This is a genomic window from Puniceibacterium sediminis (assembly GCF_900188035.1).
Taxonomy (GTDB): Bacteria; Pseudomonadota; Alphaproteobacteria; order Rhodobacterales; family Rhodobacteraceae; genus Puniceibacterium; species Puniceibacterium sediminis.
Genome location: NZ_FZNN01000003.1, coordinates 149,064 through 173,506 on the forward strand (window position 1 = coordinate 149,064; position 24,443 = coordinate 173,506).

General features: G+C 63.7%; 17 protein-coding genes. 9 read left to right on the plus strand and 8 right to left on the minus strand.

Annotated features, from left to right (window positions below; translation table 11 throughout):
* Positions 1–17: 17 nt before the first annotated feature.
* Positions 18–596 carry a TlpA family protein disulfide reductase gene (locus CHB75_RS05130; RefSeq protein WP_089269459.1) on the minus strand — a complete coding sequence of 193 codons (579 nt, stop codon included), beginning with the start codon at positions 594–596 and terminating at the stop codon, positions 18–20.
* A gap of 23 nt (positions 597–619) precedes the next feature.
* Between CHB75_RS05130 and argH the strand changes: the two genes are divergently transcribed.
* Positions 620–2,011: an argininosuccinate lyase gene (gene argH / locus CHB75_RS05135; RefSeq protein WP_089269460.1), complete on the plus strand. Its 1,392-nt coding sequence runs from the start codon at positions 620–622 to the stop codon at positions 2,009–2,011.
* Positions 2,008–2,178: a hypothetical protein gene (locus CHB75_RS21615; RefSeq protein WP_176439061.1), complete on the plus strand. Its 171-nt coding sequence runs from the start codon at positions 2,008–2,010 to the stop codon at positions 2,176–2,178. The genes argH and CHB75_RS21615 overlap by 4 nt, the downstream gene beginning before the upstream one ends.
* Positions 2,179–2,193: 15 nt before the next feature.
* Here CHB75_RS21615 and pbpC read toward each other — a convergent pair whose 3' ends face one another.
* The 3 genes from pbpC to CHB75_RS05150 are packed head-to-tail and all read right to left on the minus strand — an operon-like array spanning position 2,194 to position 10,217.
* Positions 2,194–4,218, minus strand: a complete 2,025-nt coding sequence (pbpC, locus tag CHB75_RS05140; RefSeq protein WP_089269461.1) for a penicillin-binding protein 1C — start codon at positions 4,216–4,218, stop codon at positions 2,194–2,196.
* On the minus strand, positions 4,208–4,768 hold the full coding sequence (locus CHB75_RS05145) for a putative glycolipid-binding domain-containing protein (RefSeq protein ID WP_089269462.1): 561 nt from the start codon (positions 4,766–4,768) through the stop codon (positions 4,208–4,210). The genes pbpC and CHB75_RS05145 overlap by 11 nt, the downstream gene beginning before the upstream one ends.
* A 10-nt stretch (positions 4,769–4,778) precedes the next feature.
* Complete coding sequence (locus CHB75_RS05150) at positions 4,779–10,217, minus strand: alpha-2-macroglobulin family protein (RefSeq protein WP_089269573.1); 5,439 nt, start codon at positions 10,215–10,217, stop codon at positions 4,779–4,781.
* 130 nt (positions 10,218–10,347) lie between these two features.
* On the opposite strand from CHB75_RS05150, the gene CHB75_RS05155 reads away from it, so the two are divergent.
* The gene (locus CHB75_RS05155; protein WP_089269463.1) at positions 10,348–12,867 is read left to right on the plus strand and encodes a response regulator; all 2,520 of its coding nucleotides are present in this window, start codon (positions 10,348–10,350) and stop codon (positions 12,865–12,867) included.
* 103 nt (positions 12,868–12,970) lie between these two features.
* Here the strand turns inward: CHB75_RS05155 and yaaA are convergent, their stop codons facing one another.
* From yaaA to CHB75_RS05170, 3 genes are all read right to left on the minus strand, one after another.
* Positions 12,971–13,741: a peroxide stress protein YaaA gene (gene yaaA / locus CHB75_RS05160; RefSeq protein WP_089269464.1), complete on the minus strand. Its 771-nt coding sequence runs from the start codon at positions 13,739–13,741 to the stop codon at positions 12,971–12,973.
* A 45-nt stretch (positions 13,742–13,786) separates the two neighbouring features.
* Positions 13,787–15,856 carry a DNA helicase RecQ gene (recQ, locus tag CHB75_RS05165; RefSeq protein ID WP_089269465.1) on the minus strand — a complete coding sequence of 690 codons (2,070 nt, stop codon included), beginning with the start codon at positions 15,854–15,856 and terminating at the stop codon, positions 13,787–13,789.
* A gap of 186 nt (positions 15,857–16,042) precedes the next feature.
* On the minus strand, positions 16,043–16,336 hold the full coding sequence (locus CHB75_RS05170) for a YggT family protein (protein WP_089269466.1): 294 nt from the start codon (positions 16,334–16,336) through the stop codon (positions 16,043–16,045).
* A gap of 135 nt (positions 16,337–16,471) precedes the next feature.
* Between CHB75_RS05170 and CHB75_RS05175 the strand changes: the two genes are divergently transcribed.
* The 6 genes from CHB75_RS05175 to arfB all read left to right on the plus strand — a co-directional run bounded on the left by CHB75_RS05175 (position 16,472) and on the right by arfB (position 21,690).
* Positions 16,472–17,029 (plus strand): acyl-CoA thioesterase, encoded by a 558-nt coding sequence (locus CHB75_RS05175; RefSeq protein WP_089269467.1) that lies wholly within the window; start codon positions 16,472–16,474, stop codon positions 17,027–17,029.
* 86 nt (positions 17,030–17,115) lie between these two features.
* Positions 17,116–18,480 (plus strand): MFS transporter, encoded by a 1,365-nt coding sequence (locus tag CHB75_RS05180; RefSeq protein ID WP_089269468.1) that lies wholly within the window; start codon positions 17,116–17,118, stop codon positions 18,478–18,480.
* Positions 18,477–19,421 (plus strand): penicillin-insensitive murein endopeptidase, encoded by a 945-nt coding sequence (gene mepA / locus CHB75_RS05185; protein WP_089269469.1) that lies wholly within the window; start codon positions 18,477–18,479, stop codon positions 19,419–19,421. Before CHB75_RS05180 ends, mepA begins: the two co-directional genes overlap by 4 nt.
* Positions 19,394–20,278, plus strand: coding sequence for an esterase-like activity of phytase family protein (locus tag CHB75_RS05190; protein WP_089269470.1), 885 nt, complete (start codon positions 19,394–19,396; stop codon positions 20,276–20,278). Before mepA ends, CHB75_RS05190 begins: the two co-directional genes overlap by 28 nt.
* A gap of 88 nt (positions 20,279–20,366) precedes the next feature.
* Positions 20,367–20,996, plus strand: coding sequence for a queuosine precursor transporter (locus CHB75_RS05195; protein WP_089269471.1), 630 nt, complete (start codon positions 20,367–20,369; stop codon positions 20,994–20,996).
* Positions 20,997–21,267: 271 nt separating this feature from the next.
* Entirely contained in the window at positions 21,268–21,690 is a 423-nt protein-coding gene (gene arfB / locus CHB75_RS05200; protein ID WP_089269472.1) for an alternative ribosome rescue aminoacyl-tRNA hydrolase ArfB, read from the plus strand.
* 180 nt (positions 21,691–21,870) lie between these two features.
* On the opposite strand, the gene CHB75_RS05205 is transcribed toward arfB, so the two are convergent.
* Positions 21,871–24,426 carry a TIGR02302 family protein gene (locus CHB75_RS05205; protein WP_089269473.1) on the minus strand — a complete coding sequence of 852 codons (2,556 nt, stop codon included), beginning with the start codon at positions 24,424–24,426 and terminating at the stop codon, positions 21,871–21,873.
* Positions 24,427–24,443: the final 17 nt, after the last annotated feature.

Below are 24,443 nucleotides of genomic sequence, written 5' to 3' on the forward strand. Positions count from 1 at the left end.
GTGGGTCTTGGCTGCCGCTACTCTTCCCCGATCAGCGCCCGCAACATCGCCTTGGCGCTGTCCGAAGACCACTCTGCATCGCCCTGAAGTCGTCCGACCTCCTGCCCCTCGGGGTTGATAATCACCGTTATCGGCAGGCCCAGAACGCCCATCTCGCGCGCCAGCAACGACTTGGGGTCGCGGTGCAGTGGCAGGTTCGTCACGCGGATCTCGTTAAAGAATTTCTGCATGGCACTCGGCGGATTGCGCCCCGTGGCGATGGTCACAACTTCGAAATTCTCTCCGCCCAGCTCGGTCTGCAACTCTGACAGCATGGGCATTTCCTTGCGGCAGGGTGCGCACCATGTGGCCCAGAAATTCAACAGCACCCATTTCCCTTGGTAATCCGCCAGCGACAATTGATAGTCCGCCAGAGACAATGGCTTCTGATCGAATCCGGTAAATTGCGACGTGCCGACTGCTTTGGGCACTGAATGGAAATTCATCTTCTTCATGTCCCCCTCGCGCAGCGCCGATGCAGCGTCCACATCGGCAAGGGTCGGGTTTGCAAGAACGACAAGGCCGGTATAGACGAACGCGAGAAGATATCGTTTCATTTTGCCTCCGAAGGGCTTTGCTTATGTCTGACACAACCTCGAACCAGATGTGGGGCGGCCGCTTTGCCGCCGGACCGGATGCGATCATGGAGGCGATCAATGCCTCGATCGGGTTCGATCAGCGGATGGCGGCTCAGGATATCGCCGGCTCTCGGGCCCATGCCGCCATGCTTGGCGCGACGGGCATCGTCAGTCCTAGCGACGTCGAGGCCATTCGGAAAGGCCTTCTCACGGTCTTGTCAGAGATCGAGACCGGCCAGTTCCAGTTTTCCACCGCTCTGGAAGACATCCACATGAACGTCGAATCCCGCCTGACCGAGGTGATCGGCGCCCCGGCGGGTCGTCTGCACACAGCACGGTCGCGCAACGATCAGGTGGCGACCGATTTCCGGCTATGGGTTCGCGATCAGCTGGATGCCACGGACGCGGGTCTTGTGGCGCTGATGAAGGCGCTGCTGACCCAAGCCGAGGTTGGCGCCGGTTGGGTCATGCCCGGTTTCACCCACCTTCAGACCGCGCAGCCGGTGACATGGGGCCACCACATGATGGCCTATGTCGAAATGTTCGCGCGCGATCTGTCGCGCGTCCGCGATGCCCGCAAACGCATGAATGAATCGCCCCTTGGCGCGGCGGCGTTGGCCGGCACATCCTTTCCCATCGACCGGCACATGACTGCCGAGGCGCTGGGGTTCGACCGTCCGATGGCGAACTCGCTTGATGCCGTGTCGGACCGCGACTTTGCTCTGGAATTCCTGAGCACGGCCAGCATCTGTGCCATGCACCTGTCCCGCTTTGCCGAGGAACTGGTGATCTGGTCCTCTGCCCAGTTCCGTTTTGTCACGCTGTCTGACCGCTTTTCCACCGGCTCCAGCATCATGCCGCAGAAGAAGAACCCCGATGCGGCGGAACTGATCCGTGCCAAGATCGGTCGGATCTTTGGTGCCAATGTCGCACTGATGATGGTGATGAAGGGCCTGCCGCTGGCCTATTCAAAGGACATGCAGGAAGACAAGGAACAGGTCTTTGACGCCGCTGACAACCTCATGCTGGCACTGGCCGCGATGGAAGGCATGGTGAAAGACATGTCCGCCAACCGTGAATCGCTGGAACGCGCGGCAGCAAGCGGTTTTTCGACGGCCACGGACCTTGCCGACTGGCTTGTGCGCATCCTCGACCTACCTTTCCGTCAGGCGCATCACATTACCGGCGCGCTGGTGGCTTTGGCGGAAAAGAAGGGCTGCGATTTGCCTGATCTTACCTTGGCCGACATGCAGGGTGTGCACGAAGGCATCACCGATGCCGTGTTCGAGGTGCTGGGCGTGCACAATTCCGTCGCCTCGCGTCTCAGCTATGGCGGCACCGCCCCGACGCGCGTGCGCGAACAGGTAGCCCGCTGGCAGGAGCTTTTGGGATGAGACTCGCTATCATCCTCAGCGTTCTGGCGCTGTCCGGCTGCGGCGCAGATGGCGAACCCGTTCGCCCGTCGTACACTGCCACCCTGAGTGGGGGCAGCAGTGGCGTGCATTTGGGCGGCGCTGTGGGTCTGAGCAAGGGCCCGGTATCGATCGGATACGGGTTCTGATCACGCGACAGCGCCTTAGCGCAGTTCCACAGACACCCGACCAGAGGCTCCTGTCGCGTCTATCACCGTCAGGGTTGTGAACCCCGGTCCATTGGTCGGAATCAGCGTTTCGGGGCGTCGCAGGTTTGCCGTCACGACGGCACCGTCGCGCAATACCGTGAACGGTGCCTTGCCATCACGCAGTTTCAGCGGGAAACCCGCATCGCCTGCTGCCAGCCGCGCCCCGTCCGGCGGGAACCGGATCGACAGTTTCGGCGCGTTGTTCTGCATCCCGCCAAAGCGCTGTAACGGCAGGGGCAGATCGGCATTCGACACTATCAGTGTATCGGCGGGCGGCGGTGGCAAAGGCACCGGCTGGCTGCGCACACGACCCAACACCTCGAACAGCAGCGGGGCGGCTTCATCGCTGCCAAAGGCACCGGGCACCGGCGTCCCGTCAGGTCGCCCGATCCACACCCCAACCACATAGCGCCCGTCATAACCGACCGCCCAGGCATCGCGGTGCCCGTAGGATGTGCCGGTCTTGAACGCCACGCGGCCCCGCGGCCCGGAGGCGGCTGGCGGCACGATTCCGGCAAGGATGTGCCCCACCTGCCAGGCCGCGCGCGGACTTAGCACCTGTTGGCCTGCGCCGCTGGCATCGCCTGTCCAGCGCAGGGGCGTTGCGCGTCCGCCTTTGGCCAGCATGGCATAGACTTGCACCAGATCCTGCAAGGTTAGCCCGACGCCGCCAAGGCTGACCGCCAACCCGGGCACACCGGTCGGCAGGTCCGGATGCGCCCCGGCGCGACGCAGCGCCTCCATCAAATGTGCGGGGCCAAGCGCCTCGGTCAGACGCACCACAGGGATGTTGAGCGACAATTGCAGCGCCTCGATTACCCGGATGTCGCCGCGAAACTGGTGGTCAAAGTTCTGCGGCGCGTAGCCGCCGAACTGCACTGGTGTGTCCGAGATCAGCGTTTCGGGATGCGCCAGCCCCCGGTCAAAAGCCAACCCGTAGACCAGCGGTTTCAACGTCGACCCGGGCGACCGCACGGCCTGCGTCATATCGACGAACCCCTGCCCAAGAGTATTGTCATAATCCGGCGATCCGGCCGAGCCGAGGATTTCGCCAGTCACATGATCCGCCACCAGAATGGCCAGCGACAGACGCGCATCGCGCCCCGCCATATGCCGCTGTGCCAGCGTTTCCAGCCGCACCTGCAATCCACCGTCCAAAGTCGTGTCCACCCGCCCGCGCCCCAGCGCCAGCGCCCGATCGGCCAGATGCGGGGCCAGTTGCGGCACCGGGCGACGCGCGACAGGGCTGGAGTCTCGCAGCGCGGCATCGGCGGCCTCGGCGCTTAGGACGCGGGCGGTGACCATACGCGCCAGCACCCGGTCCCGCGTCGTCCGCGCAGTATCGGCAAACCGATCAGGGCGGCGGGTTTCGGGCGATTGCGGCAGCGCGACCAGCAGCGCGGCCTGCGACGGGGTCAGGCGGCGCGGTTCCTTGCCGAAATACGCCAGCGTGGCGGCGCGCAGCCCTTCGATATTGCCGCCATAGGGCGCGATCAGCAGATATAGCGACAGGATCTGGTCCTTGCTCAACTGTCGTTCCAGCGCCAGCGCCACACGCACCTGCCGCAGCTTTCCGCCCCAGTCACCGGTGCCGCTGTTCTCAAGCAGCCGCGCCACCTGCATGGTCAGGGTCGACCCGCCCGAAACGACTCTGCCATTGCGCAGCGCTTGTATTCCGGCCCGCAGGATTGCGCGGGGATCAACCCCGCTGTGGTGGTAGAACCGCCTGTCCTCATAGGCCAGCAGCATATCGACGAACAGCGGATCAACCGCATCAAGGGTCAGCGCCATCCGCCAGCGCCCATCCTCGACGGTATAGGCGCGCAGCAATGCGCCATCGCGGTCGCGCACCTCCGGTGCGGTCGCAATAACCAGTGGCGGCAGCACCGTTGCGCCCATCCAGCCGTCAAACCCATCACGCAGCGCCGCCCCGGACCACATCACCAGGGTCAGCGCCAGCAGCAACCGGTCAGGGCGCATGGCAGTTTTCCCAGTGGCCGGGATATTGGGTGACAAAGCCATGTTCGTTCACCCGAAACTGCGTCGAATAGCCGGTCTGTTCAGCGCGATATTGCACCACGTGACCGCGCTGGCGGGTGTAGACCTGATCCAGCGGTTCAACGGTGCCCGACGGATCGCGTAGCCAGGCCGCACGGCAGGGCAGGCGGCCAATATCCGGCAAACGGCGCAGCGGCATGAGATTGGTCGCCGGAGTGAATCCAAGGTCGATATCCGTCGCTCCTGCCACCTGCGGCTGCACCACACCGTTCAACTGCCAGGCAGCCCCCGACCGAACAAGGCGCAGGGCGACACGCGTGTCACCATGATTGCCGGTGATATCGGCGCTGGTTGTGGTCCAGTCCGGCCCGCAGCGCACCACATAATCCAGCGCGGCCCAGCCATGGGAATGGTGAAACTGCGCATGACCCACCAGCATCCAGCCGCCGGTCAATTGGGTCAGGGTGCAAGAATCCTCGCCTTCGCGATCCAGTGCGCGCCAGTGCATCCGGCAAATGACGGTTCCGCTCATGTTCGTCCCTTCATTCGGTGATTGTCATGGCGCCGGTATCGGTCCGGGCGCGGTACTGCGGGCGGTACATATCCTCGACCGAGGCCGCCGGATGGTGAAACACCCCCGGCGACACCGCCCGTACCACATAGGCCAGTTGGAAGGCCTCAGCCGATTCCCAGTCGACGGCCGCAAGGAACCGGTCACTGCGGAACTCGACGTTGCGCGTTTCGGCAGGGTCGAGCCAGTCCAGCGCACGGATGTCACCGGCGCGCAGCAGGTTGGGATTGTCGATCTCGAACCCGGCGGGCAGGGGGTCATCCACCATCAGCCGGGCGCCGGTGTCTTCGGCCGGGCGTACGGTCAGAACGGTCACCAGCCGGTCTCCGATCGCCACAGGACCGGACAGCGCAACGCCGTCCATCGTGTAATAATCCCGCGTGATCGCATAGCCATATCCCCCGGCTGGGGCGGGCACCGACGGCACGCCCAGCGTTGTCAGGGTGATGTCGGTCGGTGCCCCTGCGGTGTTGCGGATCTCCTGCGGTTGCAGCACATCCCCTGACAGCCGCCGGATAAACGGCCCCGATACCGGTGCTCCGTCTACAGTCAGCCCCGAAACCGTGGGGTCCTGCACCAGCGCATGTGCCGCCAGCAATGACCAGCTTTGCTCTTGCGTGGACATCGGGCGGTCGGCGGAGGCGATCCGGACGGTCAGCGCCTCGCGATCCACCGCTATGCTCCCGGCCTCGACCGCCAGCGACAACAGCCCCGCTGCATCACGCAAATTCGACCCATAGTCGGTGCGGTAGCCCGAGGGCTCTGCCCCGACCTGCCCGGACAGTTTTTGCGCCGCCTTGGCGAACATCATGTCGGCGCGGGTCTGGTCGCCATAGCTCGCCAGCGCCGCGCCCATCTGTGCCTGCGCCAACGGGGTGGCGAAATCATCCGCCATGGTGTCGGCATAATACCGCAGATCCCCCATCGCCGCCTGACCTTCGCGGGCCAGCACCATCAGCGCATAGGCGATATCCTCGCCCCCCTGATCGAAATCGGCGGCATAGGCGATGCGGTTGCGCAGATTGTCCATTGCGGCCTTGAACGCAACGACGGGCACGCCGTGCCCCGCCGTCCGTGCCCGGCTCAGGAAGTCCGAGACATAGGCGTCGAGCCAGAAATCCCCGGAGTCAGCGGACCAAAGGCCAAAGGCCCCATTCGCCGCCTGCCGCGTCAGGATCTTGGTGATGGCCTGATCCACCCGCGCGTCCATCTGCGCCTTTGGCCCCAGCCCCATCGCCTCGGCCACACTGGACATGTACAGCAGCGGCAGAGCCTGCGACGTGACCTGTTCCGTGCAGCCATATGGGTAGCGGTCCAGCGACGCCATCAGCCCCGGCGCGTCGAACCGCGCCAATGGACCGGCAGCCAGAAACGCCGTCGCCGTGTCGGGGCGCAGCCCGTCAAAGACATGCTGATCAAGGGTAAAGGTCTGCCCGGAGGCAAGCGAAAAGCGCCGCGTTTCGGCCACGACCGGATCGTTCGCCCGCACACCCAGCGTCAGCGTCTTGATCAGTTGCGTGCCGTCCGGTGTGGTCAGCGCCACGCGGATCGTGTGATCGCCCCCTTCCTGCGCGCTTAACGGAATACGCAGCCGCGTGGTGCCGTGATCACTCAGGTCCACACCCGAGGGCACGGCGGTCGCATCCAGTACCAGACCGTCGGCGGTCACATCCAGCCCCATCCGCCCAGCCGGTCCCGTGGCGTGGACAATCTCAAGCAGCAGGCGCGCGGTATCACCGGGCGCAAGGAACCGTGGCAGGGATGCACTGACCACCACCGGATCGCGGACAAGCACGTCCCTTGATGCCTGACCCACGGCGGTCGGCGACCAGGCAATCGCCATCAGCCGCACGGTGCCGTTGAATTCGGGCATGTCGAAACTGACCTCGGCACGACCATCGACAACCCTCACAGGCCCCGAAAAGAAGGCGACAAGCTCCTCTGTCGGCGGCGGGCTTTGCAGGCGCATCTGCGCGGATGCATCGCCACCGGAACGGACCTGCCCCATCGCGCCATTCATGCCGTCGATCAGCCGACCGTACAGGTCGCGCATTTCAACCCCCAGCCGACGCTGGCCAAAGTAATAGGTCGACGGATCGGGGGCTTTGAACCCGGTCAGATTCAGGATTCCCAGATCGACCGCGGCAAGCGTCACATAGACCTCTTGCCCATCACCCAGCCCATCAACGACCACGGCAGCAGACAGCGGCCCGCGCGGCGTGGATTCGGCCATTGTCTCAATCGAAACAGACAGCTGCCGCGCGCCGGGGGCGATCGACGCATGGGCCAGCCCCAGACTGCGCGCCGGGTTCTGCCCCGCCGCCACATCCATCGGCCGGATGACCTGCGCCGTGACATAGGCCCCGGCGCCCCATTCATCAGTGACCGGCACGGGAATCAGGTTTTCGCCCTCGCTCACCTCGACCGCCTGCATTGAAATCACGTGATTGCTCAGCACCGTCACCAGCGCCTTGCCCGCATAACGCGGCACGATGCGCAGCATTGCCGTGTCACCGGGGCGGTATCCGGGCTTGTCGAGCGACAGTTCCAGCGTGTCCGGCGTCGCGGCGGCATCGGCGGGCGCGTACCAGCCCGCATCAAACCCGACCGACGATGCGACGTAACTGCCTCCCAGCCGTTCGACCACCAGTTCGTACTGGCCCCAGCCGACAGCCTGCGACAGTTCCACCGGGTCGCTGCCCAGCATGACGGTGCCCGAAGCCACCTGTTTGCGGGTTGTCACGGGTTCCCAGTCCCAGTTGCCGTAAAGCTGATACCACTGGTACCGTGTTTCGACCCGGTTCAGGGTCCATTGCGCCTCCATCCCGACCGGGGTCAGCTCCGCGCCCACGGCCTGCAACAGGAACTGCGCCTCGGCCCCGTTCGGCACGGCATCGTCGAACAGCGGTTTGATTCCGATCATCGGCTGTATGGGCGCCAGCGGACGGGTGATCATGCGCTCAACCGGCCGACCGGATCCCTCGGCCAGCCGCAGGGTGATTTCGGCGCTATAGGGCCGCCCGGCGGTGATGCCGTCCGCGTCAGGCAGTGGCAGCGCAAGTTGTGCAAACCCGTTTGCATCTGTGCGCAGATCACCGGGAAGGCTGCGGGTCTGGACGTCCGTTTCATCGTCATGCAGGCCGAATTTATACCCCGGAAAGGCATCCAGAGAGTCCCGCGCCGATAGACGCAACTCGCCCTCGATCGGCAGATCGGCCCCCGGCGCACCGAACAGATACCGGGCTGAAACCTCCAGCAGCGGCGGTGACGACGCGCGGATCGCCCCCTCGGGCAGGGTCAGGGCAAAGTCGATACGTTCGGGCACAAAATCTTCGACCAGCAGGGTCTGACGCGCCAGCGCCGGGGCATCCACATCTGCGAAAACCGCCAACTGCCATGTTCCGCGCGGGACAGACTGCGCCAGTGGCAGGTTGAACACATGCCCGCCCGCGACTCCGCTCGTCGACAGGGTCCGCGTATATTCCACACCGTCGGGGCGGGTCAGGATCGCCGTGACCGGCACACCGTCTATGGCCGCAAGGTCCGCGTCGCGCAAAAGGGCCGTGGCATGGATCACCTCGCCCGCCCGATAGGCCCCACGATCCGTGGCGAGAAAGGTATCGATTGGCCCGGCAGGCTCGCGCCCCTCGACCCCACGGTCGGACAGGTCAAATGCCGGATCGGTCAGCGACAGAAAGGCCAGATCACTGTCCCCCTGACGCACGACGACCATGGCGGGCGCCGACCCATCCGTGCCGCGTATCAGACCGGGGGCAAAACTTGCCACGCCATCGCTGTCAGTCCGCGCCATGGCCAGTTCACGGTTGGACCGCGACACCAGCGTGAGCGACAGACCCTCAAGCGCCGAGGCATCGGACAGCGCGCGCGCAAAGACGTGCAGGCCGTCCACCCCCGACAGGGTGGTCAGGCCAATGTCGGTCAGCACAAACCACTGGGTAGCGCCCGCATCTTCGTAGGGGTCCGCCCCGACAACCGACGCCGTCAGCGCATAGATCCCCGGTTCAAGATCGCCCACCACTGCGCCCATCGGCAATCGGGTCATCACATCGGCGTTCAGACGGTTTTCCACCTCGCCAGTGCCGGTCCATATCTTTTCTGCCAGATCGTCGTTGAAATACTCCAGCTCATACTGCCCCAGAGGGCGACCGAAATAGTTGTCTTGCAAGGCGCGCACCATGTTGCGGTCGCTCACCCGCGACAGGGACAGGGACACCTCATCCAGATTTACCGTCTCGATCGGCAGCCCGGCATCAGCGGAGCGGGGCAGCACATAGGCCCGCCCCGGAAACCGGACCGACGGGCTGCGGTCGCGCACATACAGCGTCACCGGCACATCGCGCGTCAGCTCCTCGCCCGCAGCCGAGGGCAGACCAGCACGGAAGGTCAGCGTATAGCGCTGGCCATGTTCCACGCCGTCTATGCAGATCTGACGCTCTGACGGCTGCACAACCAGCCGCTGATCAGGCAGGCGGACATATGGCGCATACTCCACGCCGGCCTTGATCAAAGGTTCAGAAAACTCCGCACAGATGCGGGGCGCGGCGCTGTCCGCCTCTACGGTCGTGTCGATGACACGAAAACCGTATTTGCCCACGGCATCGTCCAGCAGCGCGGTGACGTCGGCGCGCGGCTGAAGGCTTTCGGCCAGTCGCAGCGCCGGGATCATCTCGCGGCCCCGGTCAAGCGCTTCCAAAGATTGTGCCAGTGCCACCAAGGCGTTGACCCTTTCAGGGGTGCTGCCTGCGCGAAGGTACGCATTGATGGCGGACAGCTCGGCCCGCTCCTGCAATTCGCGCTGTTCGCGGTTGTTTTTCTCGGACCCGGCCAGAACCCCGGCCAACCGCCCGTATTCGATCCACAGATCGGTGGTATCCATCTGGGCCAGCGCGGCACCGGTCCAGTTCATTGCCTGGCGTGTGTTGCCTCGGGCCATCTGTTCCCGCGCGGCCTGCATCAGCTGCTCGCCGCTCCATTCGCCGCCGCCGTGCAGGGTGGCCAGCGCTTCGGCCTGCGCACGGGCGCGGGTCAGATCGGTTTCTGGCAGAAAGCCGAGGTCCTGCGCCCGCGACGCGGCCTGCGACAGCACCGCAGCGGGTGTTGCCACGACCTGCGCCGACACTGCGCCATCATAGGGACTGCGGTCGCTGATGGCGGATTTTGGGAAACATGCGCGCGAACGGGTGTTGAAGGTAAAGGCCTGACAGGCCGGATCGTTCAGGCACACGCGCTGGCAGGCATCCAGCGTCGTGTCGAACAGAGTCTGCAGATCGGCACCGTAGAAATCCACGTCCCGCGTCACGATCAGGCGCCGTTCTGGCACCGGATTCTGCGCCAGCGCAGGGGCAAGGCCCAGCATCAGAAACGCGATGGCTGTGAATAGGCGACGCATGAAAACCTCCCCGTGCAGTTGAGTTACCGTGGCACGCAGGTCCCGGACCATGCAACGATTCCCGCCGGGCCAACTTAAACACTTCTTCACGTTGAATGCGCAAAAGTACCCTCATGTGACGGAGAGTGGCATGAATCTGGCCCAGAAACTGGCCGAGGAACGACGCGCCCGACTGGCGGCAGAGCGGCTGCTTGAACTCAAGCAGGCGGAACTTTTTGCTGCCAACCGCAAACTTGGTCACCATGCCCGCAGGCTCAGCCACGAAATCACCGAAACCCGGGCCGAAGTGGCAACTGTGCGCGACGAAAATGTGCGCGTCAGAACCGAACTGGGCGAAGCGTTTCAGAAGATCGAAGTGGTTGAAGGCCAACTCTGGAAGGCGCTGCGCTCTGTCCGTGACGGGTTTGCCCTGTTCAATGCCGAAGGACTGCTGGAACTGGCCAACCCGCCCTACCTTGCTGTGTTCGAGGGGCTTGATAGCATCGGCCCCGGAACCAGCTATGCGCATTTTGTCGATATGATGGTCGAAGAGGGCATCGTCGACCTCCAAGGCGAAGCGGCGCAGGTATGGCGTGGCCGGATGCTCTCCCGGTGGGATGAAACAGAGATTCCGCCCATCACCATCCGCCTCTGGTCCGGTCAATTTCTCAAAATTCAGGACCGGCGCACACCGGATGGCGGGATCGTCAGTCTTGCCACCGACATCACGGAACTGATGCGGATGTGGTCGGCGGTCGAGGAATTGCCGGATGGCTTTGTCATCTACGATTCCGATGATCGTCTGCTGATGAGCAACGCGCCCTACCGCCACATGTATGAATCAAGTGCCGAGGCGATGGTCGCCGGCGCGACCTTCGAGGAGATCCTCAGGTTTGGATTGGAAAACGGCCAGTACCAGGAGGCGCACGGCCGTGAGGCAGAGTGGCTCGAAGAGAGAATGGACCGACACCGCCTGCCATCCTTTGAGCACGAACAGCAACTCACCGACGGGCGCTGGCTGCGGGTGTATGAAAAGGAAACCTCGGATGGCGGGCGGGTCGGGCTGCGCATCGACATCAGTCAGATGAAACAGGTCCAGCAGGATCTGCAAGAGGCCAAGGCCCGCGCCGAATCCGCCAATCGTGCCAAGTCGTCCTTTCTTGCCAACATGAGCCATGAGATCCGCACACCGATGAACGGCGTGGTCGGCATGGCTGACCTGCTGATAGACGCTAATCTGAGCGAAGAGCAGCGGCTTTATGCAGAGACCATCCGCAATTCGGGCGAGGCGTTGCTGGTCATCATCAACGATCTGCTCGACTTCTCCAAGATCGAAGCAGAAATGCTGGTTCTGCATCCGGAGCCCTTCGATCTGGAAAGCGCGGTGCATGAGGTGGTCATGCTGCTGCAGCCGACCGCGCGCGAGAAGGCAGTGGAATTGCTGGTTGATTACGACATGTTCCTGCCATCCCGGTTCGTCGGGGATGCCGGACGTCTGCGCCAGGTGCTGACCAACCTGCTCGGGAATGCGATCAAGTTCACCATCGAGGGGCACGTGCTGGTCCGCATCGTCGGACTACCGGGCGAGGATGGCATGACCGCGATCCACCTCACGGTCGAGGATACCGGCATCGGCATCCCGGCGGACAAGGTGGAACACGTATTCGGCGAATTCAATCAGGTCGATGACGAACGCAACCGCCAGTTCGAGGGGACAGGCCTTGGCCTTGCCATCTCTCGCAGGCTGATCGAACTGATGGACGGAGAGATCTGGGTCGATTCCGAACTGGGCAAGGGGTCGTGCTTTGGCTTCCGCGTGGTGCTGCCGACGGACATGCCGGTCGTCTTTGAATCGGTCAAGGTGCCCGAGGGGTTGAAACGGGTCCTCGTGGTCGACGACCACAGCGCCACCCGCAGTATTCTGGGCAAACAGTTGGGCATTCTTGGGCTGGAGGTCGCTTTTTGCCAGTCCGGGGCAGAGGCGATCGATCATGGCAAAGATCCGTTCGACCTGCTGATCATCGAGCAGGATCTGCCGGATATGGACGGCCTTAGCCTTGCCACCGAAATGCGGCGCGTGGGGCACAAGGTGCCGGTGCTTCTGTTCAGCCGCAATCCCGGCGCACTTCAGAATTCCAGATCACGGGGCGATGTGACGGCGATCCTGCAAAAACCCGTGGCACGCCGTGCCCTGTTCGCGGCGATCGAAGGGGTGAACGGGCATGATACCGCTGTTGCTGACGCCTCGGGTCCGGCTGAAAAAGCGCCGGATCTTGGGCCGATGCGCGTTCTTGTGGCCGAAGACAACAAGACCAACCAACTGGTGTTCCGCAAGATGGTGTCGTCGCTGGATCTGGATCTGGTCTTTGCCAACAACGGATTTGAGGCAGTGGAGGCTTTTCAGGCCAGCCGCCCCGACATCATCTTCATGGATATCTCAATGCCCGGCATGGACGGCAAGGAAGCCACCCGCGAAATCCGTAAACTCGAAGGTAACGGGCCGCATGTCCCGATCATCGCCGTCACGGCCCACGCGATGACCGGCGACCGCGAAGGTATTATCGAGGCCGGTCTTGACGACTACCTTACCAAACCGCTGCGCAAGGCTGAACTGATTGCCAAGTTCAGCGAGTTTGTCGCCGCCCCCGCAGACAAGCGCGCGGTGGGGTGAGGGACACTGAGCAGGGCTGCGATCCCCAAAAGACCGGACCAAAGCACCCCTGGCCGGGCCGCCAGAGTACGTGTGTCCAAGAAAAATAAGTCAGGGGCGTCGATTAGGCGTCGTAGGGGCGCACAAAGACCGGCTTTTCCTCAGTGCTCAGATCGGGGCGGTAGGCGTAGCCGCCGCTGTCAAAGTCCAGCAGGCTCGCCGGATCGTCCAGCCGCCGCGTAATGATATAGCGCGCCATCGCCCCGCGCGCGCGCTTGGCGAAAAAGCTGATCATCTTTGGCGTGCCGTTCTTATCTTCCAGAAACTGTGGAGTGATCAGCCGCAGTTTCAGAGCCTTGCGCGGCACGGCACCAAAATATTCCTGACTGGCACAATTCACCAGCACATCGGTCCCCAGGGCCTGCCCCTGCGCGTTCAGGTCATTGGCCAGCGTGTCGCGCCAGTAGTCATAGAGCGAGGTCCCACGCCGCGTCTTCAGCCGGCTGCCCATTTCCAGACGGTAGGGCTGAATCGCATCGCATGGGCGCAACAGGCCATATAGCCCCGAAAGGATGCGCAGATGGTCCTGCGCCCAGTCAATTTCATCCGGGTCCAATGAGGTAGCATCGAGCCCCTGATAGGTGTCCCCGGCAAAGGCCCAGGCCGCGGGTCGCACCGCCTCTGGTTCCGGCTCTTCGGCAAAGGTGCGGAACCGGTCGCGGTTGAGCCGGGCCAGATCGTCGCTGAGACCCATCAGATCCTTCAACGCGCCAAGGGTAAGATTGCGCGCGGTGGTGGCCAGCCGCACGGCATCCTCCTGATAGGCGGGTTCTGTTGTGGTCAGGGCGGTTTCGGCCCAGTCCAGCCGCTTGGCCGGGGAAATCACGACGAGCATCGGGCGCTCCTTCTGAGGTTGCCGGTTCCGGCGTTTCCGGGGGATTTAGCCCGCGCCGTGCAGAACGTCCAGAAAAGCGGGGCCAAAACGCTCTGCCCGCCGCTCGCCCAGCAGCCGTTCAAGCGATTCCGGGTTTGGCTTGTGCATCTGCGCCACCTTGGCAAGCATCCCCGCCGAACAGCTGAGCGGTTTGTCATGCCCGTCTGGCCCGCGCGCAAGATCCGCCTGCGCGGCCAGCAGCTGGTCATAAAGCGCGCCGGCATCGCGCCCGGCCAGCTTGCGCCGCGTGGGGTGCATCTCTTCCGTGGCGCCGTTCAGCACGGACAGGAATTCGGACCCGTATTTTTCCAGCTTCTTCGCGCCAACACCGTTGATCCGCGCCATCGCATCCAGACTTGCGGGGCGTTCCTCGACCATCTCGATCAGCGTCCGGTCGGGAAAGATCATGTAGGCGGGCAGGCTGGCCGCCTCGGCCAGCGCACGCCGCTTGGCCTTGAGCGCCGAGAGCAGCGGCGCATCCTCGTCACTGACCATCGCCTTGATCGCCGGGCGGCGGTCGGATGCAGCCCGGTTCAGGCTGTCGCGGCGCAGGGTGATCGTGGTTTCGCCGCGCAGCAGGGGTCGTGCGGTCTCGGTCATCACCAGCGCGCCATGGCGGGCGGCATCCGGGCGTAGCAAATCAAACCCCATCATCTGCCGGAACACCCCCTGCCAGGCGGCCTTGCCCAGATCGCGGCCCACGCCGAATGTCGGCAGGGCGTCGTGCCCGCGCTGTTTCACCTTGTCCGTCGCATTGCCGGTCAGCACGTCGATCAGATGCCCCGCGCCGAAACTCTCACCGGTGCGCAGCGCAGCCGACAGCGCCTTGCGTACGGCTTCGGTCCCGTCAAAGACTTCGGGCGGGCTTTCGCAAAGATCGCAGTTACCACAGGTGATTTCGGTCTCCCCGAAATAACCCAGCAACGTCTCGCGGCGGCATTTCTGCGCCTCGGCCAGACCCAGCAAGGCGTTCAGCCGACCATGGTCCGCCGCCTGCCGTTCCGGCGGAGCAAGTCCTTCGTCGATCTGGCTGCGCCGCAGGCGGATGTCATCGGGGCCGAACAGTGTCAGCGTTTCGGCAGGCGCACCATCACGGCCCGCGCGGCCGATCTCCTGATAGTAGGATTCGATGGATTTTGGCAGATCCGCGTGGGCGACCCAGCGGATGTCGGGCTTGTCCACACCCATGCCAAAGGCGACCGTGGCCACAACGATCAGCCCGTCTTCCTGCTGGAACCGGGTTTCCACATGGCGGCGGTCTTCGGCCTCCATCCCGCCGTGATAGTGGCACGCCGCATGGCCCGCCTGTCCCAGCGCCGTCGCCAGACCTTCGGTCTTGGCCCGCGTGCCGCAATAGACGATGCCGGACTGGCCCTTGCGGGCGGCGGCAAAATTCAGGATCTGCGCCCGGGGTCCATCCTTGGCGGCAAAGGCAAGGTGGATGTTGGGCCGGTCAAAACCGTGCAGAAAAGTCGACGGCTGCTCGCCCTCGAACAGGCGCTGCACGATCTCGACCTGGGTTTCGCTGTCGGCCGTGGCGGTAAAGGCGGCCAGCGGCACATCCAGCGCGCGACGCAATTCACCAATGCGCAGGTAATCGGGGCGGAAATCATGGCCCCACTGGCTGACGCAATGCGCCTCATCCACGGCGATGAACGACACACCGGCCCGCGCCAGCATCCGCTGGGTGCCGGTATTGGCCAGCCGTTCGGGCGCGAGGTACAGCAGCTTCAGCGTGCCCTCGGCCAGCTGGGTCCAGACTGCGTCGGTTTCTTCTTCGGTATTCCCGCTGGTCAGCGCACCCGCTGCGACACCTGCCTCGCGCAGCCCGCGAACCTGATCACGCATCAGTGCGATCAACGGGGAAATCACCAGCGTGACGCCGGGCCGCAGCAGGGCGGGCAGCTGAAAACACAGGGATTTGCCACCGCCTGTCGGCATGATGGCCAGCACGTTGTCGCCCCGCGCCACCGCTTCGACAATCTCGCCCTGACCGGGGCGGAAGGCATCAAACCCGAAAACGTCGCGCAGAATCGCGCTTGCTTCGGAAAGATTTCCGCTAGGGCCGTCGGGCATGAGGTGAACCTGCAATTTAAACTAAATCTGCTCTCATACCAATTCTCACACACTCAGAATCGGTAAACAAGGGCGCGAAACCCCTGTTCATCTGCCACCCGCCAGTTTTGCATAAGCAAAATTCGCGGTGAATACTCCGGGGGGCGTCAACCGTCAGGGCGACGGGAGCAGCGCCCCCGAACCACCTCAGAAGTTGTAGAAATATGCGGCATTGTTGGCCAGAACGATCCGCAGTGCGTAGATCGCCACCAGCGTGACCAGCGGGGCAAGGTCGATGCCGCCCATCGCGGGCAGAATGCTGCGGATGCGCGAATAGATCGGCTCGAGCAGGCGGTTCAGCCCGTCCCAGATCTGGGCGACCAGCGGCTGACGCAGGTTGAGCACCTGAAAATTGATCAGCCAGCTCATGATCACATGCGCGATGATGAAGAACCAGACGATATCCAGAATAAGCATCAGGATCTGAAACAGCGATTGCATGGGGTATGGGTCCTTTTTGCGCGTACAGCGACCAAGACCTAAGGGCGGACAGGCCAAAGGGCAAGAGTGCCGCAAGGTCTTGGTTGACGCGGCGGCCCTGACTTGCCCGAAAGGGACACAAATCAGGAGAGCGCCATGTATCCCTTTGTCCGACTGTTCAAGGAATTGTTCCTGCATCGCAATGCCCCGCGGCTGGCCCTGGGCGAAGTTCATGTGTCGCATCACATCTGCTGGCCCTGGGACATCGACCTGTGGATGGAGCTGAACAATGGCCGCACGCTGACGGTCTATGATCTGGGGCGGATCCCGATGGCGCAGCGCAGCGGTCTGATCACGGTCCTGCGCCGGATGCGCTGGGGGCTGACCATCGCCGGCACCTCGGTGCGCTACCGCCGCCGGGTGCGGATGTTTGACCGGATCGAGATGCGCTCGCGGCTGCTCTGCTGGGATGCGCGGTTCATGTATCTGGAACAAAGCATGTGGAAGACGGATGGCGAATGCTCCAGCCACGCGGTCTATCGCAGCGCCATCACAGACCGCAACGGCATCGTGCCGACCTCGGACGTGATGCTTCAGATGGGGATAGACGTCGAATCCCCCGCCATGCCCGACTGGGTGGTGCGCTGGACCGAAGCCGAGGCCCTGCGCCCCTGGCCGCCAATGCAGGATGACGTCCGGATTGGTGATCAGTAGATCCCCAAGGGGCCGTCGTTTTGCACAACTCCCCCTTGCCAGTCCGCCCACTAGACCGTCTTATCGCCGGAAAATCCGGGGGCACCATGGCAAGCGATACCGACATCACCGCTGTTGATCCGCGCACATTGCGCAAACGCATCTGGGGCTGGTTCTTTTTCGACTGGGCCAGCCAGCCTTACAACACGCTTCTGCTCACCTTCATCTTTGCGCCCTACGTCAAGGAACTGATGGGCGACGGCACCGCCGCGCAATCGGCATGGGGGTTCGGCATTGGCGCGGCGGGCGTGATCATTGCCATCTTCGCCCCGTTTCTGGGCGCGCTGGCGGACACCGGAGGCAATCGCCTGCGCTGGATCTGGCTGTTTTCGGCGCTTTACGTGATCGGATCGGGCATGTTGTGGTTCGCGGCACCCGGCGATTTCCATCTGATCACCACGCTCTTCTTCTTTGCCATTGGTCTGATCGGGATGGAGTTCGCGACGATCTTTACCAACGCCATGCTGCCCGATCTGGGCCCAAAGGAGGAAATCGGTCGCATCTCGGGCAATGGCTGGGCTTTTGGCTATGTCGGCGGGATGATCACCCTGATCCTCATGCTGGTGTGTTTTGCCGAAAGCGCCACAACCGGCAAAACCTTTGTTGGCCTCACGCCGCTGTTCGGGCTGGACCCGGAAATGCGCGAAGGCACCCGGTTCGTCGGACCGCTGACCGCGATCTGGTACGCGGTCTTCATGATCCCGTTCTTTCTGTACGTCCGCGACCCACGCGCTAAACCCGCGCCCAAAGGGGCCGTGGCCAAGGCGCTCAGGGATCTGCGGCACACCATTAGCAAGCTGCCGCAGTCGCCGTCGCTGTTTGCCTATCTCGGATCGTCGATGTTCTACCGCGATGCGCTGAACGGGATGTATGCCTTTGGCGGCATCTACGCCGCCGGCGTTCTGGGCTGGACGGTGGTCGACGTTGGTATCTTCGGCATCCTCGCCATCATCGCGGGCGCGGTTTTTGCCTGGCTCGGTGGCATGGCGGATGTGCGGTTCGGGCCCAAGACGGTGATTGCCACCTGCATTCTGATCCTGACCGGCGTCGCCGTGACCATCGTGCTGATCTCTCGCACCAGCGTGCTGGGCTTTCCGGTCGCACCGGATTCGAACCTGCCCGATATCGCATTCTACATCATCGGCGCGCTGATCGGCGCGGCCGGCGGGGTGATCCAGTCGGCAAGCCGCACGATGATGGTTCGTCAGGCCGACCCGAACCGCATGACCGAAGCCTTTGGCCTCTATGCCCTGGCCGGCAAGGCGACCAGCTTTATCGCCCCGACCTTGATCGGTGTCGCCACATATCTCAGCGGATCACAACAAGTTGGGGTTTCCCCGCTCATCGGCCTTTTCGTCTTGGGGTTGATTCTGCTACTCTGGGTCAAACCCGACGGAGATCGAGCAGCATGATACGACCTATTCTGGCACTGACGCTTCTGGCCGCTCTTGCGGCTTGCGGCGGCGACAGGCCGTCAAAGAACCTGCAAAGCATGTCACGCGGCCCTGTGGCCACGGTCGTCCCCGTGTCCGGGGTTGTCTCCAGCAAAAGCGCCAAGCAGCTTTTCGGCAATGAACATGAACCGTCGCGCCAGCGGTCGGAATCCTTTGGCAGCTATGCCAGAGGCTGCGCGGCCGGCAACGTTCAGCTGCCCGAAACCGGCCCGACATGGCAGGCCATGCGCCTGTCGCGCAACCGCAACTGGGGCCAGCCGGTCACCATTGATTTCATTCAGGATCTGTCGCGCAAGGCCGCGCAGCAGCCGGGTTGGTCCGGGCTCTATGTCGGGGACATCAGTCAGCCAAAGGGCGGCCCGATGATCACTGGCCATGCCAGCCACCAGATCGGTCTGGATGCAGACATCTGGATGCTGCCGCCCAAGAATACCTCGCTTGACCGGGCAGACCGCGAAAAAATCTCGTCCATCTCGATGCAGCGGGCCAAAGGTGCCTATGTGAATGGCGACTGGACGCGCCAGCATCACGAAATCCTCAAGGCCGCCGCCAGCGATCCACGCGTCGCGCGGATCTTTGTCTTTCCCGGTGCCAAGGTGCAGATGTGCAAGGATGAAACCGGCGACCGCAGCTGGCTGAACAAGGTCCGCCCGTGGTACGGGCACCACTATCATTTCCACGTCCGCCTTGCCTGCCCTCCGGGTGCGACCGGCTGCGTCAATCAGGCCGCGCCCCCGCCCGGCGATGGCTGCGCCGACGCACAGGCCTGGGTCAACAACATCCTCAACCCGCCACCCCCAAAACCGCGTGATCCCAACGCCCCAAAGCCCAAGCCGAAACGTGAACTCACCCTGAACGATCTGCCCGGCCAATGCTCAGGCGTTCTCGCGTCGCGCTAGGCGCGGCCCTGGCGGCGCTTCTGACACTTCAGGTGTCGGCCAGCCCGATCCAGCGCGCGCAGTTCATCGACACATTCACCTGGCTGATGCCGGACCGGGGCTTCGGCGGGTTCTCGGGGCTTGAAATCAGCAGCGACGGCCAAAGCTTTACCGCTATTGGTGACCATGCCCATATCGTGCAGGGCCAGTTCCAGCGTCGGGATGGGCGCATCGCGGGCGTCGTCTCCGGCCCGATCAAGCGGATATTTGACACCCGGGGCAAAAGGCTGGATCTGGAGAGGCGGGACAGCGAGGGCCTCGCGATCAGCGCGGACGGACGCATCTTCATCTCGTTCGAAGGTGGCAACCGGGTGTGGGAATATCACGAAAAGCAATCCGTGCCGCTACCCCACCCCAAGGCCTTCGACAAGATGCAGAAGAATTCGGGACTGGAGGCGCTGGCCATCGACGCCAATGGCTGGCTTTATACGCTGCCCGAACGGTCGGGTGCGCTGACCCGCGACTTTCCGGTCTACCGGTTTCGCGATGGCACCTGGGATCAGCCGTTTTCGATCCCCCGCACAGCCCCATTTCTGGTGGTAGGCGCGGATTTCGGCCCCGACGGCAGGCTCTACATACTGGAGCGCTCCTTTACCGGTTTCAGCTTTCAAAGCCGGGTGCGCCGCTTCGACGTTACGGATACTTCCATCAGCGCAGGCGAAACCCTGCTTGAATCCAGCAACGGCCAGTTCGACAACCTCGAAGGCCTGTCAGTCTGGCGCGACGCGCAGGGCCGGATACGCCTGACAATGATCTCGGACGACAATTTCCGCTTTTTCCAGATCACCCAGTTCGTCGAATACGCCGTTACGGAATAACTTGCACCATGGCCTGTCAGGGTCTAAGGCCCTCCGGTCCCCAACCGGGGGCCAAGTTCCCGCAACCTTGGAAAAACGGGCCATACACATGACACGTCAACACCTTCCCGGGATTCTGGCCATGGCGGCCATTGTCCTTGCCTCCAACATTCTGGTGCAGTTCCTCTTTGGCAACTGGCTCACCTGGGGAGCCTTCACCTATCCCTTCGCCTTTCTGGTCACCGACCTCATGAACCGGATCTACGGTGCCCGCGCCGCGCGTCAGGTCGTCTTCGCGGGTTTTGTGGTCGGGATCGTCTGCTCCCTGATCGGCACACAGATCATGGGTGAATACGGCCCGCTGGTCACATGGCGTATCGCCATCGGCTCTGGCGTGGCGTTCCTCACCGCACAAATGCTGGACGTCGCCATCTTTGATCGTCTGCGCACGGGTGCATGGTGGCGCGCGCCGCTGGCCTCGACGCTGGTCGGCTCGTCCGTGGACACAATGCTGTTCTTCTCCATCGCCTTCTCCGGCGCGCTGTCGTTCATCGAACCTGCCAACGATGTTTCCTGGGCAGCAGAGGCGCTGCCACTACTGGGCTTTGGCCCGCTGGTGCCGCTCTGGGTGTCGCTGGCCGTCGCGGACTGGGGCGTCAAGCTGGGCCTGGCCCTGATCGCGCTGATCCCGTTCCGAGTGATCGTTTCAAAGGCAATGGCCGGAAAAATCATCGCCTGACGGCAAAAAACGCTTTGCGATTCAAACCTCTCATGCCACCTTTCCCTTAGGTTCAACGTAATTGAAAGGAGGTGATCCAGTGTCGAGAGAAACATTGGAGAGAGGTGTCGGAACAGTTCGGAGGATGACGCCCTAGGGCAGCCCCGGGGTCAAACCCCTCCCGAATTGGTGAGCGCCTAACCGGCCCCACCTCCTCAATTCTCGAAGGGCCGTCCGAAGATCGGGCGGCCCTTTTTGCCTGCCAGACCACGACCGCGAAATGGAACGAACGATGCTACGGATCAACGACAGGATAGCGATCGAGGACTGGGAACTGACCGAACAGTTCATCCGCGCTTCGGGACCCGGCGGGCAGAACGTGAACAAGGTCTCTTCGGCGGTCGAACTGCGGTTCGAGGCAGAGCGTTCGCCGAACCTGCCGACCGCGGTCAAGATACGCCTGCGCAAACTCGCCGGGCGGCGCTGGTCCAAAGAGGGCGCGCTGGTGCTTCAGGTCGACGAAACCCGCAGCCAGGTCCGCAACCGCGAAATCGCTCGCGACCGGCTGAGCGAGTTGATCCGGCAGGCCTGCGAAAAACCCAAACGCCGTATCCCGACAAAGCCGACTCTGGGGTCAAAAAAACGCCGCCTGCTGGCCAAGAAGGTCCGGGGCGAGGTCAAGGCCCTGCGTGGCAAGGTCGAAGGCGAAGGTTGATGTCACAGGGGGCGCTGCCCCAATCGGGCGTTCCGGGCGCTTTCCCGCCGCAGGCGATCCGGCATCGCCACCCATGCGTCATGCACCTCTCATGCGTCACGGTGCGACCCGCGCCAAAGGAGGCGGCACGCCGACGCGGCTGACCAGTGCGCGCAAACGCGCGCTCCGCAGGATCAACGCTCAGAACCGTTCGAGCAGGCGTTCGAGGTAGTCCAACTCTTCGTCCGGCCTCTGGCCTTCACCTGACCGACGGCGGATTTCGTCCAGCAGTTCGCGGGCGCGGCGATAGACGTCTTCGCCCTGCAACATGCCGTCTTCTGATCCGATCTGTCCACTGCTGCCGGCGCTGCGCCCCAACGGGTCGCGCTGTTGCCCGGGCTGGGTGCCCTCGGCCATGCCTTGCTGACCCTGGTTCTGCTGTTGTTGCTGCGCCAGCGCCTCGCCAAGGTTGCGCATGCCCTCGCGCAGGGCCTCCATCGCTTCGGACTGTTTGTCGATGGCTTCGGCCAGATTGTCGCCGCGCAGGGCGTCTTCGGCGCCTTCCATAGCACCCTCGGCCCGGTTCAGCGCATCGCGCGCGGCGTCACCTTCGGCGGTGCCCTGTCCGGGCAGGTCGCTGCGCTGGCGGTTCAGCTCGTCGCGCAGGTCACGTTGTCGCTGGGCCAGATCCTGCTGCAACGACTGGCCGCCCTCGCCTTGCTGTCCCGGTTGCTGGCCCTGACCCCCTTGCTGACTTTGCCCTTGCTGGCCCTGTTGCCCCTGGCCGGGCTGTTGCCCCTCCTGACCGGGGTTGAACTGCTCCTGCAAATCGCGGAACGCCTGATCCGACAGGCTCTGCTGATCGCGCAGCGTTTCCGACAGATCCTCCATCGCCTGCTGGCCCGGGGATTGCCCACCCTGACCCTCGCCCTGGGTCACGCGCATGTTTTCCATCATCTGGCGCAGCTCTTCCAGCGCCTGCTGCGCCTCGGCCATGCGGCCCTGCTCCATCAGCTCCTGAATCTTGTCCATCATCGCCTGCAGATCGCTTTGGTTCATCTGCATGCCTTCCTGATTCTGCGACATCTGCGAATCCGGGTTCTGTTCGGCCTCTTTCTGGGCCTCGGCGCTCAGCTGGCGCATGTAGTCGTCCGTGGCCTCGCGCAGCTCCTGCATCAGCTCGGCGATTTCCTGATCCGAGGCGCCATTCTTCATCGCCTCGGCCAGCCGGTCCTGCGCCCGCTTCAGCCGTTCGCGCGCATCGTCCAGATTGCCCTCTTCCAGCAACAACGCCAGATCCCACATGGCATTCGAAAGCTCGGCCTGCTGATCGTCTGTCATACCGAAACGCGCAAAACTCTCCATGCGGCGCAGGATGGTGCGCAGCCGCAGGTAATGCACGGCAGAGCGGAATATATCGTCGGGCCGGTGCGACACCGCGCGCAGGATCTGACCGATGTCGCGGGCATTGTCACGGTTCCATAGCAGCGCGCGCCGCTGTTCGATGATCGCGGCGGCCATCGGGTCAAAGAACCGCCGCCCGGGCAGTGTCATGACCTCTGGCGCGACAGACCCGTCCTGACCGGCGGCATCCTCGACCGACAGCGTGATCGTGACCGGCAGGTTCGCCCATGGATGTTCCGAGAAATTTTCGATCAGGGTTTCGGTGAATTTCGACCGGTCGCCCGAAATCGGCATCGGCAGCGGCACCTCGATCGCGTCGCGCGCTTCGGGGGCGATGCGCTGGCCATAACGGCGCTCCACCTGATCCAGCGCCAGTTCGAACCGCGCCGTGCCCGCGATCACGCCGTGATCGTCCGTCGCGGCAAAGGGGATCGATGCCTCACCGTCATAGCTGGCCTCGACCTCACCCTCGCGCGTCACCATGGGCGGCTCATCCGGGGCCATCGCAACATCCCAGACCCGCCCGCCCGGACCGTCGATGGCTAGGGTGCCGGACTGCACGACAGTGAATTCCTGCGCCGTTTCGGGGTTGCCGCCATCGGGCAGCGGGTTGCCGGACACGCTTTCGCTGACGGTCAGCGCGCCGACCTCGCCATACATCCGCAGGGTGATGCGTGCGCCCTCGGGCACGTTCAGTGCGCTGTCGGTGATGTCATTCAGGTAGATCGACGGCAGCCGCGTATATGCCGGCGGTTCCATCCAACCCTCCCATGTGGGACCAGAGGCAAGGTTCGCGCCGCCCGGACCCATGCCGGTGACGGACTGCACCCGCAGAACCGACCCGAACAGCAGCGCCGTGAACAACGCCAACAGGGCGACATAACGCAGCGCAAAGGGATCGGCGGCGGACACCCGCAGATCCGGCTGCACCGCCTTTGCTTCGGACAGCCGCGCGCGCATCCGCGCCTGATGCGCCCGCCAAACGGCAAGCGAGGCCGCGTCGTCGCCGCCAATCGCCTGTGTATCCAGCACGGATTGAATCGGGTTGCCCCGCATCGTCGCGTCCAGCCGTGCCAAGGCACCCGCGCGCGTCGGCATCCGGAAACGCCGCGCACCCCAGACCGCCGCCACCACCACGCCCAGACCAAGAACGCCAACCGCAGCCCAGATCACCTCGACCCGGACCAGATCCTGCAGCCCCAGCATCAGCGCCGCCACCGCGACGAACACCACGGACCACAGCGGCCAGAACGCCCGCACGACCCGTTCGGCAACCATCCCTGTGCGTGTCAGAAACAGCGGGCCGCGAACGGCCTTGAAAATCTCGGGGGGCAGTGTGTCCGGTGACGCCATTCGCCTCTCCTGCTGGT